Origin of the sequence: Actinacidiphila guanduensis (assembly GCF_900103985.1) — a bacterium.
GTDB classification, from domain to species: Bacteria; Actinomycetota; Actinomycetes; order Streptomycetales; family Streptomycetaceae; genus Actinacidiphila; species Actinacidiphila guanduensis.
The window spans coordinates 576,488-592,442 of sequence record NZ_FNIE01000003.1 but is presented as its reverse complement, the minus strand read 5'-3'; the positions used below and the strand labels follow the sequence as shown (position 1 = coordinate 592,442).

The 15,955-nt window shown below is 73.3% G+C and carries 16 protein-coding genes; 14 read left to right on the top strand and 2 right to left on the bottom strand.

The genetic code is table 11. The features are described 5' to 3' along the window. Positions 1 to 53: 53 nt before the first annotated feature. Positions 54 to 1,337, bottom strand: coding sequence for an alanine racemase (locus BLR33_RS08865; protein WP_093783718.1), 1,284 nt, complete (start codon positions 1,335 to 1,337; stop codon positions 54 to 56). A gap of 337 nt (positions 1,338 to 1,674) precedes the next feature. Here BLR33_RS08865 and BLR33_RS08860 point away from each other — a divergent pair, with 337 nt between their 5' ends. The 3 genes from BLR33_RS08860 to BLR33_RS08850 all read left to right on the top strand — a co-directional run bounded on the left by BLR33_RS08860 (position 1,675) and on the right by BLR33_RS08850 (position 4,324). Next, a complete protein-coding gene (locus tag BLR33_RS08860) occupies positions 1,675 to 2,976 on the top strand; it encodes a sugar kinase (RefSeq protein ID WP_265737020.1) in 1,302 nt (433 codons plus the stop codon). Next, on the top strand, positions 2,973 to 3,740 hold the full coding sequence (locus BLR33_RS08855; protein WP_176930182.1) for an IclR family transcriptional regulator: 768 nt from the start codon (positions 2,973 to 2,975) through the stop codon (positions 3,738 to 3,740). The genes BLR33_RS08860 and BLR33_RS08855 overlap by 4 nt, the downstream gene beginning before the upstream one ends. Positions 3,741 to 3,913: 173 nt before the next feature. Further along, a complete protein-coding gene (locus BLR33_RS08850) occupies positions 3,914 to 4,324 on the top strand; it encodes a RidA family protein (protein WP_093783716.1) in 411 nt (136 codons plus the stop codon). Positions 4,325 to 4,506: 182 nt separating this feature from the next. On the opposite strand, the gene BLR33_RS08845 is transcribed toward BLR33_RS08850, so the two are convergent. After that, entirely contained in the window at positions 4,507 to 6,036 is a 1,530-nt protein-coding gene (locus tag BLR33_RS08845; protein ID WP_245771270.1) for a chitinase, read from the bottom strand. A 298-nt stretch (positions 6,037 to 6,334) separates the two neighbouring features. Here BLR33_RS08845 and BLR33_RS08840 point away from each other — a divergent pair, with 298 nt between their 5' ends. The 11 genes from BLR33_RS08840 to BLR33_RS08795 all read left to right on the top strand — a co-directional run bounded on the left by BLR33_RS08840 (position 6,335) and on the right by BLR33_RS08795 (position 15,854). After that, positions 6,335 to 7,180, top strand: a complete 846-nt coding sequence (locus tag BLR33_RS08840; protein WP_176930181.1) for a hypothetical protein — start codon at positions 6,335 to 6,337, stop codon at positions 7,178 to 7,180. Between the two features lie 12 nt (positions 7,181 to 7,192). Further along, positions 7,193 to 7,912 carry a Flp pilus assembly protein CpaB gene (gene cpaB / locus BLR33_RS08835; RefSeq protein ID WP_093783714.1) on the top strand — a complete coding sequence of 240 codons (720 nt, stop codon included), beginning with the start codon at positions 7,193 to 7,195 and terminating at the stop codon, positions 7,910 to 7,912. 43 nt (positions 7,913 to 7,955) lie between these two features. After that, entirely contained in the window at positions 7,956 to 9,536 is a 1,581-nt protein-coding gene (locus tag BLR33_RS08830; RefSeq protein WP_093783713.1) for an AAA family ATPase, read from the top strand. Positions 9,537 to 9,952: 416 nt separating this feature from the next. After that, a complete protein-coding gene (locus BLR33_RS36700; RefSeq protein WP_265737019.1) occupies positions 9,953 to 10,300 on the top strand; it encodes a TadE/TadG family type IV pilus assembly protein in 348 nt (115 codons plus the stop codon). Beyond that, positions 10,297 to 11,631: a CpaF family protein gene (locus tag BLR33_RS08820; RefSeq protein WP_093783711.1), complete on the top strand. Its 1,335-nt coding sequence runs from the start codon at positions 10,297 to 10,299 to the stop codon at positions 11,629 to 11,631. The genes BLR33_RS36700 and BLR33_RS08820 overlap by 4 nt, the downstream gene beginning before the upstream one ends. Positions 11,632 to 11,705: 74 nt before the next feature. After that, the gene (locus BLR33_RS08815) at positions 11,706 to 12,626 is read left to right on the top strand and encodes a type II secretion system F family protein (protein WP_093783819.1); all 921 of its coding nucleotides are present in this window, start codon (positions 11,706 to 11,708) and stop codon (positions 12,624 to 12,626) included. 10 nt (positions 12,627 to 12,636) lie between these two features. Next, positions 12,637 to 13,536, top strand: a complete 900-nt coding sequence (locus tag BLR33_RS08810) for a DUF5936 domain-containing protein (protein ID WP_093783710.1) — start codon at positions 12,637 to 12,639, stop codon at positions 13,534 to 13,536. 183 nt (positions 13,537 to 13,719) lie between these two features. Then, complete coding sequence (locus BLR33_RS08805) at positions 13,720 to 13,965, top strand: Flp family type IVb pilin (RefSeq protein ID WP_245771269.1); 246 nt, start codon at positions 13,720 to 13,722, stop codon at positions 13,963 to 13,965. Between the two features lie 41 nt (positions 13,966 to 14,006). Next, entirely contained in the window at positions 14,007 to 14,570 is a 564-nt protein-coding gene (locus tag BLR33_RS08800) for a pilus assembly protein TadG-related protein (RefSeq protein ID WP_245771268.1), read from the top strand. A gap of 32 nt (positions 14,571 to 14,602) precedes the next feature. Beyond that, on the top strand, positions 14,603 to 15,181 hold the full coding sequence (locus BLR33_RS35980; RefSeq protein ID WP_245771267.1) for a hypothetical protein: 579 nt from the start codon (positions 14,603 to 14,605) through the stop codon (positions 15,179 to 15,181). Positions 15,182 to 15,188: 7 nt separating this feature from the next. After that, a complete protein-coding gene (locus BLR33_RS08795) occupies positions 15,189 to 15,854 on the top strand; it encodes an OmpA family protein (RefSeq protein WP_407639652.1) in 666 nt (221 codons plus the stop codon). Positions 15,855 to 15,955: the final 101 nt, after the last annotated feature.

Genomic DNA, 15,955 nt, shown 5'->3' with positions numbered 1-15,955 from the left:
CCGCTGCGTTCTCCGGGCTCTCCGCGTTCTTCGCGTTCTTCGCGCGCTCGGGGTCAGAAGAAGGTGCGGACGTAGGAGGTGACGGCGCCGTCCGCCGTCACCACCGGGATCAGCTGCCACTTGTCGAAGGTCGTGCACGGGTGGGACAGGCCGAGGCCGACCAGGTCGCCCACCTCCAGCCGGTCCTGCGGCGGCACCTGCAGCCAGGCGTGCTGGTCGGAGAGCTTGACCACCGCGAGCCCGCCGGGGGCCTCCCGCTGCGACCCGTCGCGCCCCGAGCGCACCAGCAGCGGCCGGGGCAGCCCGAGGTCGTAGGGGACGTCGCGCTTGCCCGCGTTGAGGAACGCCTGGTCGGGGGCGGGGCGGGAGACGACCTGCGCCCACAGCCGGAAGGCGGGCCGCAGCGCGCCCTCGGCGGGCACCCGGTTGAAGGGCGTCACCGCGCGGTAGTGGTCGTCGTCGTGCGTCAGATAGGCGCCCGAGCGCAGCAGCGGCAGCACCGGCCGGGACAGCTCGGGCATCTTGGCGAAGACGTCGGCGACCACGTCGAACCACGCCGAGCCGCCCGCGCTCACCACGATCGTGCCGGCGGCGGCGAAGTGCCCGGCCCGGTCCAGGGCCGCGGTCAGCGCCAGCAGGTCGCGCAGGTAGGCCGCCACCCGCTCCGGGTCGGCCTGCGGCACCTCGGCCTCGTAGCCGGCGACACCGACCGGCCGCAGCGTGGTCGTGGCCGCCGCGGCGGCCACGACCGCCGTCGCCTCGGCCGCAGTCCGCGCCCCGGTGCGCGCGCCTTCCCCGGCGCCCACCTCCACCACGACGTCCAGCCGCCGCTCGGTCCCCGCCGTGCGCAGGGCCGCGTCCATCAGCTCGACCCCGCGCACGGAGTCCACGTAGACGACGAGTTCGAAGTCCGGGTCGGCGTCCAGCTCGGCGCCGATCCAGCGCAGGGCGGCGGCGTCCACCACCTCGTTGGCCAGGAAGATCCGCGGCACGCCGAACGCCCGGGCCACCCGCACCTGGTGGGGCTGCGCGAGGGTGATGCCCCAGGCGCCGCGGGCGAGCTGGTCGGCGAAGAGCTGCGGGGCCATCGACGTCTTGCCGTGCGGGGCGAAGCGGAGTCCGTGCCCGGCGGTGTAGCGCTCCAGCTGGCCGAGGTTGTGGTCCAGTGCCTCCGCGGAGAGCGTGAGGACCGGGGTGGTGAAGCCGCCGTCGAACAGGCCGCGGCGCTGCGCGGCAAGTTCGGCCACAGTGAGCCCCTCGGCGTCCGGCGGGGTGCCTTTGAAGCGGTGGTCGACCCGCTCCTGGCCCAGCGCGGCCACCCGCTCGTCGATCTCCATCCACTCTCCTCATCCGTTGCACATGGTGCAACGGTCGTTGCGTATGCTGGCTTGAGCTGTCTAACATCCGAGTCGGCGCCGGGTCAACGGCGGCCGTGTGTCCGTCCCGAGGGGAGCGAGGCCCGCGTTGAGCGCAGCGAACACCTCGACGAACGCCGATGCGGGCGAGGCCGGGGACAGGACGGCCGGGCCCGGGGCGGGTGGCGCGGCCGGGGGCGTGAACGGCTCTGCGGCCGGCTCGGTGACTGGCTCTGCGGCCGGTGCAACTCCCGTCGCTGCGCCGGAGCTTGGGGTCGGCCACGCAATCGGTCACGCGGTCGGTCGTGCGCCCGGCCCTGTGCCCGGTCCCGCGCCCGGCGGCCCGGACGGGGGCGGGCCCCTCGACGTCGTCTGCCTCGGCGAGTCCATGGTCACCTTCGTACCCACCACGCCCGGCCCACTCGCCGACGTGCCCTCCTTCGACCGGGCGATCGGCGGCGCCGAGTCCAATGTGGCCTGCACCCTCGCCCGCGCCGGGCACCGGGTGCGCTGGGTGAGCCGGGTCGGCGCCGACGGCTTCGGCGACCACCTGCTCGCCGCCATCGCGGCCAGCGGGGTGGACGTCGGCGCCGTGCAGCGCGACCCGCACCTGCCGACCGGGATCTACTTCCGCACCGCGGGCGAGCGCAGCCAGACGCTGTCCGCCGAGCCCGGCCGCGGCGAGGTCGTCTACTACCGCAAGGGCTCGGCCGCCGCCGCGATGGCGCCCGGCCTCATCCGCGACGAGGACGTGTACGCCGGGCGGGTGCTGCATCTGACCGGCATCACCGGAGCGCTCTCGCCCACCTGCCGCGACCTGCTGCACCGGCTCACCGCCCGCACCCCGGGCCGCCCGCTGGTCTCCTTCGACGTCAACCACCGGCCCGCCCTGTGGCACGGCCAGGACCCGCTGCTGCTCGCCGAGTTCGCCCGCGGCTGCGACATCGTCTTCGTCGGCGAGGACGAGGCGCAGGCCGCCTGGGGCCTGCCCGACGCCGACGCGGTACGGGCCGCGCTGCCGGAACCGGCGGTGCTGGTGGTCAAGCAGGGCGCGCTGGGCGCGACGGCCTTCGCCTCGGCCGGGGCGGCGGCTGCGACCGGGACGGGCGCCGCCGAGACGCAGGGCAACGACCTTGTGGGGTACGGCAGTTCGGGAAGCACCACCGCGGGCGCCACCGCTTCCGGCCTCCCCGCTCCCGGCCGTACGGCCTCGGGCGCCGCTGCTGACCCCCGCGGTACAGGCCCCGCCGCTTCCGGCCGTACGGCCTCGGGCTTCGGCGTGCACCCCGACGGTACGGGCCCCGCCGGTTCCGGCTCCGCGGTCCCGGGCCGGGCTTCCGACGTACGGCTGCACGTGCCCGCGCCCGTCGTGGACGTCGTCGCGCACGTCGGCGCGGGCGACGCTTTCGCCGCCGGTTTCCTGTCCGCCACCCTGCGCGGACTGCCGCTGCGCGACCGGCTGCGGCACGGGCACCTGATGGCCGCGGCCGCGCTGACCGTGCCCGGCGACCTCGCGGAGCCACCCGCCCGCGACCGGGCCGACGCGCTGGTCGCGCTCGACGACGAGGCATGGGCCGCGCTGCACTTGGCGCCGGGCTGGACGACGGGGGAGGCGGGGTGAGCCAGACCGTCGACCGCGCGCTGAGCATCCTGCCGCTGCTCGCTGAGGGCCCGGCCGGGCTCGACCAGGTCGCCCGGCGGCTCGACGTGCACAAGTCCACCGCCCTGCGGCTGCTGCGCACCCTGCATGCGCACGGCCTGGTCCACCGCCAGCAGGACCAGCGCTACCGGCTGGGCGCCGCCCTGTTCGCGCTCGCCCAGCAGGCCATGGAGAGCCTCGACATCCGCGAGATCGCCCACCCCCACCTGGTCGCGCTCAACGAGGCCACCGGCCACACGGTGCACCTGGCGGTGCACGAGCAGGGCGAGGTGGTCTACATCGACAAGGTCGACAGCCGCTATCCGGTGCGGATGTACTCCCGGGTCGGCCGGCCGGTGGCGATCACGGTGGCCGCGGTGGCCAAGCTGCTCCTCGCCGACCTGCCCGAGCCCGAACGCCGCGCGCTCGCCGAGCGGTTGGAGTACCCGCGCTACACCCCCGGCTCCACCCCGGACGCGGCCGCCTTCCTCGCCGAACTGGCCCGGGTCCGCGAGCAGGGCTGGGCACAAGACCTCGGCGGCCACGAGGAGTCCATCAACTGCGTGGGCGCGCCGATCCGCGGCCCCGACGGTCGGGTGTGCGCGGCGATGTCGATCTCGGCGCCCAACGTCGTGGTCACCGCCGAGGAGTTGCTGCGGCTGCGGCCCCAAGTGCTGCGCACCGCCGAGGCGATCAGCCGCGAGCTGTCCGGGACCGCACCCGCCGGGCCCGCGAACTCCCCCTAGCCTCCGGCCCCTTGGCACTTCGGCCCCTCGACGGCTCCGTCCATTGCCGCGCTGTCGGCCGTGTCTGCCCGCCCCGGACTGCCTGCCCGAACCGCCCTCCTCCGCACCCTACTTCCCTGCCGCGCACACTCCGCTGCGAACTCTCCCGCTACGAACCACCGAGGACACCGACCGTGAGCGACCTGACCAAGACCGCGATCACCCCGCCCACCCACACCGCGCCGCCCGCGCGGTTCTCGCACGGCGTCCGCAAGGGCAACATCCTCCAAGTCGCGGGCCAGGTCGGCTTCCTGCCCGCGGTGGAGGGGCAGCCGCCGACGCCCGCGGGCCCGACGCTGCGCGAGCAGGTCCTGCAGACCCTGGCCAACGTCCGCTCCGTGCTGGAGGCCGGCGGCGCCACCTTCGAGGACGTCGTGATGGTCCGCGTCTACCTCACCGACACCGCGCACTTCGCGGAGTTCAACGCCCTCTACGACGACTTCTTCGCCGAGCTGGAGCAGCCGCCCGCCGCCCGCACCACGGTCTACGTGGGCCTGCCGGCCGGTCTGCTGGTCGAGATCGACGCGCTGGCCGTCCTGGGCTGACCCCGGACCGGCCGCCGGTCCGGTCGAACGGCCCGGCTGCCGGACCCGCTGCCGGTCCGAACACGCCGAACGGCGCCCCCCCGTTGCGCGGGGGACGCCGTTCGGTTGTTCCGGCCCTACTGCCGCACTGCTCCTGCGTTCTCGGGCGTTCTCGTGCGCTTTCGGGCGTCCCCGGCTTCCGCTCAGGCCATGCCGTGGACGTGCGCGCCCACCGTGTTGGACCAGGAGTTGCCGTTCGACGCGTCCCAGTTGGTGGACCAGGTCATCGCGCCGCGGATGGTGGGCCACTTGGCCGGCGGGTGGAAGGAGCCGCAGCCGGTGCCCTGGGCGAGGCAGTCCAGCGCGTTGTCCACCACGGACGGGGAGACGTAGCCGGAGCCGGCCGCGCTGGTGGACGCCGGGGTGCCGATGCCCACCTGCGAGGGCGCGAGGCCGGCCTGGATCGCGGTGCAGGCGAGCGTGGTGATGAAGTCCACCGTGCCCTGGCTGTAGACCCCGCCGTCGCAGCCGTTCATCGAACCGCTGTTGTAGTACTGGGTGTTGACGACGGTGAGGATGTCCTTGATCTTCAGCGCTGTGGCCAGGTAGTCGCTCGACGGCGAGAGCATGTCGATGGTCTGCGGGGCCATGGTGATGATCAGGCCCGAGCCCGCCTTCGCGCTGAGGTTGCGCAGCGCCTGCGACATGTACGTCGGGTCGATGCCGTTCTCCAGATCGATGTCGACCCCGTTGAAGCCGTAGGTCTGCATCAGGCTGTAGACACTGTTGGCGAAGTTGGTCGCCGAGGCGGAGTCGCGCACCGAGATGGTGCCGTTCTGCCCGCCGACGGAGATGACGACCTTCTTGCCGGCCGCCTGCTTGGCCGCGATGTCCGCCTTGAACTGCGCCGTGCTGTAGTTCAGCGACGGGTCAAGGGTGAAGGAGACCGCGCCGGGCGTGGTCGTGGCGTCGGCGAAGGCCACCGCGATGATGTCGTACTGGTTCTGCACCTGCGCGATGGTTTGCACGGCGGCGCCGTTGTTGAAGTCCTGCCAGTAGCCGGTCACCACGTGCTTGGGCAGGTTGCCCGCCGGCGGCGAGGTCGGGGGAGTGGTGGGCGGCGTCGTGGGCGGGGTGGTCGGCGGCGTGGTGGGGGGCGTGGTGGGCGGCGTCGTGCCGGTGCCGCCGGGGCCGGAGAGCGTCACGTCGTCGGCGTAGTAGGCGGGTTGGGCGTACCAGCCGTGGGTGTAGACGGTCACCGAGGTGGTGCTCGCGCCGGTGGTGAAGTTCACGCTGAGCTGGGTGTACGAGGAGGCGCCCGGGGTCCAGGTGGACGGGTCGGTGCCGCCGGTGCCGGTGGCGCCGAGGTAGACGTAGGAGCCCTCCACCCAGGCGCTCAGCGTGTACTGGGAGTTGGGCTGCACGCTGATCGTCTGCGAGCACTGGGCGTCGTCGCTGCCCGACGGCGTGGCCTTCAGCGCCGAACTGCCGGAGTGCACGGGGCTGCTGACCGTGGTGCCGCTGCCGGCACTGCACGTCCAGCCGGAGAGCCCGGACTCGTAGCCGGAGTTGGCCACCAGGTTGGTGGTGGCGGCGTCGGCGCTGCCGACGGTGACCAGGGCGACGCCGGAGCCGATCACGGCGGCGCCGCTCAGCCCGGCGAGCAGCCGGCGCCTGACGAGGGATCTGGAGCGGGCGGGGCGCCCTTGCTCTGCGTGCGGAGCACGTTCCACGACTGCCTCCTGGGGGCAAGGAGTTGGGGAGTGGCGGGGTGCGCGGGTGACGGGAGGGCGGATGGCGCGACGGACATGGAGGGCATCGATGGCATGGACACGAGGAACAGGGCCACCATGGAGAAAGCTGGTCCAGACCAATGGGGTTGTCAAGACCTCTGCCGGACACCGTCCGTTCACGGACCGATCCGCGACTTTCCGCGCCCGGCCCGCTACACATCGATAAGCTGACGACCGCGTATGGCCAGGTGGACCCCGTCGGACGGGTCCGCCGCGCGCAGATGGGGAGGGGAGCCGTATGCCGAGCGTGTTCACGGTGACCTCGGAGGACCTCGCGCTCCCGCTGGAGGAGCACATCATGCGCGCCTCGGCCGCCCTCGACGCGCACGGGCACGTCATCGCGCTCGCCCCCGACGACCCGGCCGACCCCGCCCGGCGCCGGATGCACACGGTCCGCTCCGCCCTGGAGGGCGACCGGATCGCGATCGTGCCGCTCACCCTGCCGCCGCTGGCCCGCACCCTGCTCGGCGAGCAGCTGCGCCAGCTGTCCGGCACCGACCTCGGCCCCGGCGTGCTCGCCGGCGCCGCCCGGCTGCTCTCGTACTACCTGCACTCCGGCGCGCTGCTCGCCTCGGTGGCCCGGCTCGACCGGGTACCCGTCGGTGTGGGCACCCACATGAAGTCCCTTGTGCCCGGGCGGCACTTCGCCGTCCTCGCGCACCCCGAGCCCTACCTCGGCGAGGCCGACCCCGCCCACGTGCCGCCCGGACCCTCGTACCGGACCCAGCTCGCCGTCGCCGGCAACGCCCTGGACCCCGCCTGGATCGCCGGCCCGCTGGCCGCCGGATGGGGCACCCAGCACCTTCGCGAGCTGCCGCTGCCCCCCGACTCCGCCCGCTGGTGGGGCACTTCGCGCCTGGTGGAGTTCACCGCCTACATCGGCGACGTCGGCATGCTCTACCAACTGGTCACCTCCGTACGGCGGGACACCTGCACCTGGTGCGGCCTGGAGGTGATCGGCGACCAGTGCCTCTTCTGCGCCACCCGGATCGGGGAGCGCGCCGCCCCGGCCAAGCACGCGGCCGCCGCCCGGCAGTCCGTCGAGACACCCCGCCGCCCCCAACTCGAACCCCACAAGCGATAGGTGCGACCGCACATGAACTCACGTCAGCGCCGTGGTGCCGTCCTGCTGGTGGTCTCCGTGATCTGCGCGGTGGCCGCCTTCGCCGGGGTCGTCGCCGTCGTCGGCGACGCGCGCTCACAGGTCGGCTCGAAGGTCACGGCGTACGAGTTGTCCGCGGACGTGCCCGCGTACACCGCGCTGGACACCGCCAAGCTGCACCGGATATCCGTGCCCAAGCGCTGGCTGCCCGACACCGCGGTGCGCGACCTCGGCCAGCTGCAGGGGAAGATCGCCGCGGTGCCGCTGAAGAAGGGCTCCCTGCTGGAGTCCGACATGGTCGCCGCCCGGCCCCGGCTGACGCCCGGCCAGATGGAGATCGCCATCATGATCGACGCGGAGACCGGTGTCGCCGGCAAGATCACCCCTGGCGCCCGGGTGAACATCTTCGCCACCTTCGCCGGCCGCAAGGACACCGACCCCGACGTCTCGAAGATCATCGTCACCGACGCGCAGGTGCTCGACGTCGGCGAGATCAAGGCGTTCGACAAGAACCAGGACGCTCAGCGGCTCTCCGAGGAGGGCGTCCCGATCACCTTCGCGCTCGACGCCGAGGACGCCCAACGCGTCGCCTACGCCGAGTCGTTCGCCGAACACGTCCGCCTGGCGCTGGTCGCCCCCGGCGACACCGCAGTGCCGCCGCAGAGCCAGCGCACCTACACCCTGGCCGGGGACACCGCCGGGAGCACCCGATGAGGCCCGGCCGGCCGCTGCGCCCGGCCGGCGAAGGGAGGCAGCCGTGACCGTGCGCATCCTGCCCGGCACCGGCGACGCGGACGCGGCCCGGGCCCTGACCGGGCTGCTCGGGCAGTTGCCCGGCGCCGAACCCGCGCCCCCCGCACGGGACTCCACCGCGCTGCTCGACACCCTCTCCCGCGCTGCCGAGACCGGCCTGGACGAACTCCCCGAGGTCGTCGTCGTCCACGACGTGATCGGCCCCATGCCCGCGCTCGACCTCGTCCGCGAGGTCGCCCTGCGCTTCCCCGCGGTCGGCGTGGTGCTGCTCACCGCCGACCCCGGCCCCGCCACACTCGCCGCCGCGATGACCGCCGGCGCCCGCGGCGTCGTCGGACTCCCGCTCAACTACGACGAGTTGGGCGCCCGCGTGGAGGCCGCCGCGTCCTGGGCGGGCGGCGTACGGCGGCACCTGGCCCCCGGCCGCACCGCCCTGCCCGCCGTCACCGGCGGCACCATGGTGGCGATCGCCGGCGCCAAGGGCGGGGTCGGCACCACCGTCATCGCCGTCCAACTCGCCCTGGCCGCCCACGCGTCCGGCCGCTCCACCGCCCTGGTCGACCTCGACCTGCAGGGCGGCGACGTCGCCTCCTACCTCGACGTGCAGTTCCGCCGCTCGGTCGCCGACCTCGCCGACATCGCCGACGTCTCCTCGCGCGTCCTCAACGACGCCATGTACGTCCACGAGTCCGGCCCCGCCCTGCTGCTCGCCCCCGCCGACGGCGAGCGCGGCGAGGAGGTCACCGACCGCTCGGTCCGGCTGGTCCTGGCCGCCCTGCGGCAGCGCTACGAGGTCGTCATCGTGGACTGCGGCACCCAGATGACCAGCGCCAACGCGGTCGCGGTGGAAACGGCGGACGCCGCCGTGCTCGTCACCACGCCCGACGTCGTCGCGGTGCGCGCGGCCAAGCGGATGGTCCGCATGTGGGACCGGCTGCAGATCCGCAAGCCGCAGGACACCACCTCGGTGGTCAACCGCCACACCCGCGGCAGCGAGATCCAGCCCTCGCTCGTCGCCCGCATCACCGGCACCCGCGTGGCCGGCTCCGTGATCCCCGCCGCCTTCCGGGAGTTGCAGGCCGTCATCGATGCCGGGCGCCTCCACGACCTCGACGCGCGCTCCACCGTACGGGCCGGCATCCGCGCCCTGGCCGGCGAACTCGGCCTGGCCACCGGGACGGCGCCGCCCGGCCGCCCCGGCAAGCGGCTGCGCCGCTCCGAACGCGACCGCGGCCAGGTCGTCCTGGAGACGCTCGGGATGACGCCGATCATCCTGATCACGCTCATCCTCGTCTGGCAGGCCGTCCTGGCCGGCTACACCTTCACCCTCGCGGGCAACGCCGCCGACGAGGCCGCCCGCGCCGCCGCCGTGGGCGCCGACCCCGGCGCCGCCGCCCGCAGCGACCTCCCCGGCGCCTGGTCCTCCTCCCTCCAGGGCCCCGACATCACCCACGACTCCGCGACCGCCCAGGTCACCGCCACCCTCGGCCTGAAGGTCCCCGTCCTCTTCCCGGGAGCCGTCGACTTCCCCCTCACCATCCACGCCCACGCCAGCACCCCCGACGAACAGCCCCCCACCCCATGACCGGCCCCAGCACGAGCTCACACGTCGGTTCGCCCTCCCCGACGAACCGCCCCGCGGCCGGAACGGGGACGAGCCCGAACTTGGGGTTGCCGTTCTTGGGGGCGCTGGGGGTACCTCCCAGGCGAAGCTCTGGGGGAGGAACTGCGCGCCCGGCCACGGGCGGGCCTGGGGTCGGGGACCGGCGGAAGTCGAACGGCGGGGCGCCGCAAGGGGCGCGGGGAACTGCGCGCCAAGCCACGAACCGGCCTCCGGCCGGGGAGCGGCGGAAGTCGAACGGCGGGGCGCCGCAAGGGGCGCTGGGGGTACCTCCCAGGCGAAGCTCTGGGGGAGGAACTGCGCGCCAAGCCGAGACGGACCGGCACCCGGCAACGGGGCCGAAGGGGCACCCCCTTCACCGCCCCCGCACCGACAACGGAGTGGCCTCGCTCGAATACCTCGGCATGCTCCCCTTCCTCCTCCTCATCGCCCTCGCCGGCATCCAGCTCGGCATCGTCGCCTACTGCGGCTCCCAGGCCGCGACAGCGGCCCGCACCGCGGCCCGCACCGCCGGCGAGGCCGGCCAGTACGGCGGCCCGGCCGCCGGCCGCGCCGCCGGCAGGGCGGCCGTCAGCGGCTGGGTGAAGCCCGCCATCGACTACCCCCGCGAGGACCCCGGCAGTATCACCGCCAGCGCCACCGTCCGCGTCCCGTCCGTCCTGCCCGGCGTGCACCTCTTCAAGCCGATACACCGCGACGCCACCATGCCGAAGGAGGACACGCCATGAGCCTGCGCGCCCGCCTGGCCGTGGAAGAGGCCGCCCCGCAGACGCAGGAGGGCCACCTCGTCGCCGTCTACCGGGCCAAGCTGCTCCAGGAGATCGACCTCGCCGAGATGTCCGCGCTCGCCCCCGCCGAGCGCCGGGCCCGCCTGGAGCGCGTGCTCGGGCACATCATCAGCCGCGAGGGCCCGGTCCTGTCGACCACCGAACGCGCCGCCCTGATCCGCCGCGTGGTCGACGAGGCACTCGGCCTCGGCATCCTCGAACCGCTGCTGGAGGACCCCAGCATCACCGAGATCATGGTCAACGGCCCCGACCGCATCTACGTCGAGCGCGGCGGCCGCGTCGAACAGGTCCCGGCCCGCTTCTCCTCCGCGGAGCAACTGCTGCAGACCATCGAGCGCATCGTCTCCACCGTCAACCGCCGCGTGGACGAGTCGAATCCGATGGTCGACGCCCGCCTGCCCTCCGGCGAGCGCGTCAACGTCATCATTCCGCCGCTCTCGCTGACCGGCCCCACCCTGACCATCCGCCGCTTCCCGCGCGCCTACACCCTGGCCGAGCTGATCGAACTCGGCACGCTGGACGAGCACATGCTGATGCTGCTCTCCTCCTTCGTGCGCGCCAAGTGCAACATCATCGTCAGCGGCGGCACCGGCTCCGGCAAGACCACCCTGCTCAACGCCCTGTCCGGGCTCATCCCCGACGGCGAGCGGATCATCACCGTCGAGGACGCCGCCGAACTCCAGTTGCAGCAGGAGCACGTGATCCGGCTGGAGTCGCGCCCGCCCAACGTCGAGGGCGAGGGCCGCGTCACCATCCGCGACCTGGTGCGCAACTCGCTGCGCATGCGCCCCGACCGGATCATCGTCGGTGAGGTCCGCGGCGGCGAGACCCTGGACATGCTCCAGGCGATGTCCACCGGCCACGACGGGTCGCTCGCCACCGTGCACGCCAACTCCGCGGAGGACGCGGTGCTGCGGCTGCAGACGCTCGCCTCCATGAGCGAGGTCAAGATCCCCTTCGAGGCGCTGCGCGACCAGATCAACTCCGCCGTCGACGTCATCGTCCAGCTGCACCGGCACGTCGACGGCACCCGCCGGATCGCCGAGATCGCCGCCCTGTCCTCGCGCGGCCGCTCCACCTTCCAACTCACCTCCGCCACCCGCTTCCGCGCCGAACCCCTGGGCGTCGACCGCATCGTGCGCGGCTGGTACGAGCACCACCCCGTCCCCCGCGAACTGGGCGAACGCCTCTACCTCGCCGGCGAGCACGTCCCGGCCGCCTTCGGCATCGGTGCCAGCGAACTCGAACTCGACAGCCGGGAGGCCAAGTGACCCCCGCCACCGCCGTGCCGGCGTCCGCGACCTGGACCACCGGCGCGGCCCGCTTCTCCTCCGGGCCCTACCCGCTGCTGGTGCTCGCCGCCACCGTGCTCGCCCTGGTGCTGGGCGTGTGGGGCCTGCACGCCTGGCGCGGCGGCCGCGCCGACCGCGCCGCCTTGGTCGAGCGGCTCGCTGGCGACCTCGGCGAGGAGCGGGCCCGGCAGCCCGCGTTCGCCGCCCTGGACCGGCGGGTGCGCCGCTACGCCTGGGGCCGCCGACTGGCCGGCCGGCTCGCCGCCACCGGAAGCACCCTGACCCCGGGCCAGTTCACCGCCGCCTTCGCCGGCATCGTGGCCGGCGCCTGGATCATCGCCGCCGTGGTGTTCGCGCCCTTCTTCGGGCCGATCGCCGCGATCCTCGCCGGGTGGGCCGGTTACTCCTACCTGGCCTGGCGGCGCCGGGTGCGCACCGAGCGGTTCATCGCCCAACTCCCCGACCTGGCCCGGGTGCTGGCCAACGCCACCCAGGCCGGCCTCGCCCTGCGCACAGCGGTCTCCATGGCCGCGGAAGAGCTGGACGCCCCGGCCGGCGAGGAGTTGCGCCAGGTCGCCGACGCCATGGCGCTCGGCCACTCCGTCGAGGACGCCCTCGGCGAACTCCAACTGCGCCTGCCCAGCCGGGAGCTGATCGTCCTGGTCTCCACCCTCGTGCTCTCCAGCCGGGCCGGCGGCTCGGTGGTGGAGTCCCTGCGCAACCTCACCGTCACCCTGGAGGAGCGCAAGGAGACCCGGCGCGAGGTGCGCACCCAGATGTCCCAGGTCACCGTCACCGCCTACGCGGTGCCCGTGATCGGCATCGGCTCGCTGCTGCTGCTCGACCGCATCATGCCCGGCTCGCTCGCCGCCCTCACCGGCTCCACCGTCGGCCGGATCTGTGTCCTGGTCGCCCTCGGGCTGTACGTGGTCGGCTTCGCCCTCATCCGGCGCATGTCCCGGATCGACGTGTGAGGAGCCCGCGATGACCCTGATCGGAGCCGGACTCGCCCTGTTGGCCGCCCTCGCCGTCGCCGGCGTCGTGTACGGCGTCGGCATGCTGCGCTCGCAGGTGCGCCTGCCCGACGACCTCGCGCTCGCCCTGGAGGTCGGCAGCACCCGCACCACCCGCGCCGGCAACGCCGTCGACCGGCTCGGCATCCGCTGGGCGCCCATGGTGATGCGCATGATGGGCCCGGCCCGCAACGCCAAGATGCGCGCCCGCATCGACCACGCCGGTCACCCCTACGGCCTCACCCTGGAGCGCTACGCCGCCCGGCGCGCCGTCTACGGCGCCCTCGGCGCCCTGGCCGCCCTGGTGCTGGTCAGCCGCGGCCACTGGCTCCTGGCGCTGCTGCTGCTCGCGTACGGCTGGTGGTGGGCCGACCTCGGCATCTGGCTCGCCGTCCGGCGTCGCCGCGAGGACATCGAGCGCACCCTGCCGGACTTCCTCGACGTGCTCGCGGTCGTGGTCAGCGCCGGCCTCGGCTTCCGGCAGGCACTGGAGCGCGTCACCGCGGTCTACGAGGGCCCCTGGTCCGACGAGATCCGCATCGCCCTGCGGCAGATGGACGTCGGGGTCAGCCGCCGCGACGCCTTCGACCAACTGCGCCGGCGCAACCGCAGCGACCAGGTGGGCCAGTTCGTCACCGCGCTCCAGCAGGGCGAGGAACTCGGCGCGCCGATCGCCCGCACCCTGCTCCAGATCGCCACGGACATGCGCAGGACCGAGGCGCAGAACGCCCGCCGCCGGGCGGCCCGCATGGTCCCGCGCGCCACCGGCGTCATCACCGTCCTGCTGGTGCCCGCCACGATGATCCTGCTGATCGCGGGCACGATCATCGGTTCGCAGATCCACTTCGGCGACGTCTTCGGGGGCGGGTGAGGACGTTGTTTTGCGTGAACGTGGTACGACACAGCGTGATTTCGCGGCATGCTGGCCGTCAGGGTGCGTCTCGGCCCGACACGACCAGCGAAAGGCGGTGCGCCGTGGACCTCCTCCCAGCCGATCGGCGGGGCACGGGCACCGCACGCAGCAGCCAGGTGATCAGGAATGGGGCGAGCAAGCATGAACAGGTGGCTACTCCACCGCTACACGGCGACCGAGATCTGGCTCCGCGCCCAGACCGACCGTCTGACCGACCGTCTGACGACCTCCACCCGGGGGGACCGCGGCCAGACCTCCTTCGAATACCTGGGCATCGCCGTGGTGATCGCAGTGATCATCGGCGTCCTGGCGGGGACGACGGACATCGGCGACAAGATCAAGAACGCGATCACCAGGACCATCAACAAGATCACCAACGCGGGCTGAGACGCCGTCCGCTGGGCCTGGGCGGCGATGGCGGGCAGACGGTGGGCATCTACATCGTGTCCATCGCGGCACTGTTCTTCCTGGCTTTCGCGTACTTCGCGGTGGGTCAGGCGGCGGTCAAGCGCAATGGGGCGCAGACCGCCGCGGACGCCGCCGCACTGGCCGCCGCGCGCGAGGAACGGGACCAGGGCAAGGACGCGTTCCTCGCCGCACTGAGCGCGGGAGACCTCGACGCCATCGGGAAACTGCTCGGTGGCGACAGCGGTGGCGGCGGCTGCGCGGGGGACATCGGCAGCGCGGCCTCCTCTCTGGCGGGCGCCAACGACGCCGAGGTCACCTCCTGTTCGGTGGTCGCCGGACCGCCGGGTGTCACAGTGTCCGTCCGCACGCTGAGCGCGGTGGGCAAGTCGGTGATCCCCGCGACCTCGACCCGGCACGCCGTCGCGTCGGCGACCGCGCTGATCGAACCGAGGTGCACCATCGGGGGGAAGCAGGGACACGGCATCCGGTTCAGGTGCGACGGCGGACCGTTGACCATCGATCCCACGGTGAACGGCTTCCGTCTGGACCTCTCGCAGCTCTACGCCATCCACCTCAGCAAATGATCCACGAACAAGCAGCCAGGGAACGGGGAACGATGGGACACGCGCGCAGGGCCACGACCGCCGTGACACTCGTCGCCGCCGCGGCCATCACGCTCACCGCGTGCGGCGGAGGCGGCGGCGGGTCGGACGACAAGCCGTCCGCCTCCTCGAACACGACGGTGAAGGCATCCAGCGGCAGCAAGGGAGGCGCCACGCCCTCGGCGACCCCGACGCAGGTACTCGCCCAGATGAAAGGCGCCCAGGGCATCACGATCACCATCAACTCCGCGGTGCGCGACTCGAGCGGGTTCGTCACGGTGCAAGGCGTCCTCACCAACGACAGCTCGGACATCTACGACGCGAACGAACTGCGCGGCAACGAGACGGCACTGGTCGCGTCGGGTGCGTCCGTGGCGGGTGCGGTGCTGGTGGACGAAGCCGGCAAGAAGCGCTACTACGTGCTGCGTGACACCGACGGGCGCTGCCTGTGCACGATGGGACTGGAGGACATCGAGCCCCAGGCGAGCCGCCCCTTCTTCGCACAGTTCCCCTCCCCACCCCCCACCACCACCTCCGTCGAGTTCGAGCTGCCGACCATGCCCCCGGCCAAGATCTCCCTCTCGGAGGGGTGACGCACGCGTGAGGAGTAGGACGCGCAGGACGCAGCGGGCGGCCGCGGCCGCCGCCGGGGCCGCCACCGCGGCCGTCTTCGTGCTCGCCACCGCCGGACCGGTGCGCGCCGACACCAACCCCCCGCCCACCGCCGGGGACGCCGCCCCGACCGCACCCGTGCCGATCGACCCGAACGCCCCGGGGCTGCGGCTGCCCCCGGGCGCGACCCTGGCCCCGGCCAAGGTGCTGGACATCGTCTCGGTCACCGACCAGGGCTCGGTGTCGGCGAGCCAGCCGGAGGAGCGGCAGGAGACGTCGAACTCCACGGTGACGTACGCCCTGCAGTCCGAGGTGCTCTTCACCAAGGACAGCGCCAAGCTCTCGCCGACCGCCGCCGACCGCATCCGGGCCATCGCCGGCGACATCAGCGCCCGCCATGTCACCTCGCCCATCCGGGTGTTCGGCTTCACCGACAACCTCGGCAGCAGCGAGCACGGCACCGTGCTCTCCAAGCAGCGTGCGCAGGCTGTCTACGCGGTGCTGGCCGCCCAGCTGAGCGCTCTCGGCGACCCCGACCACACCTTCCAGGTGCGTGGCTACGGCGAGGACTACCCCATCGCCGACAATTCCACCGAAGCCGGGCGCCGGGAGAACCGCCGGGTGGAGATCACTTTCACGCCACCTGCCTCGTAGTGTTCGATGCCGCGGCCTGAACGCGGTACGGTGTAACCCCCCCTCGGGCCGGTTCGCTCTCCCCCCCCTGCGAACCGGCCCGTTTTTTGCGCCCGCGATTT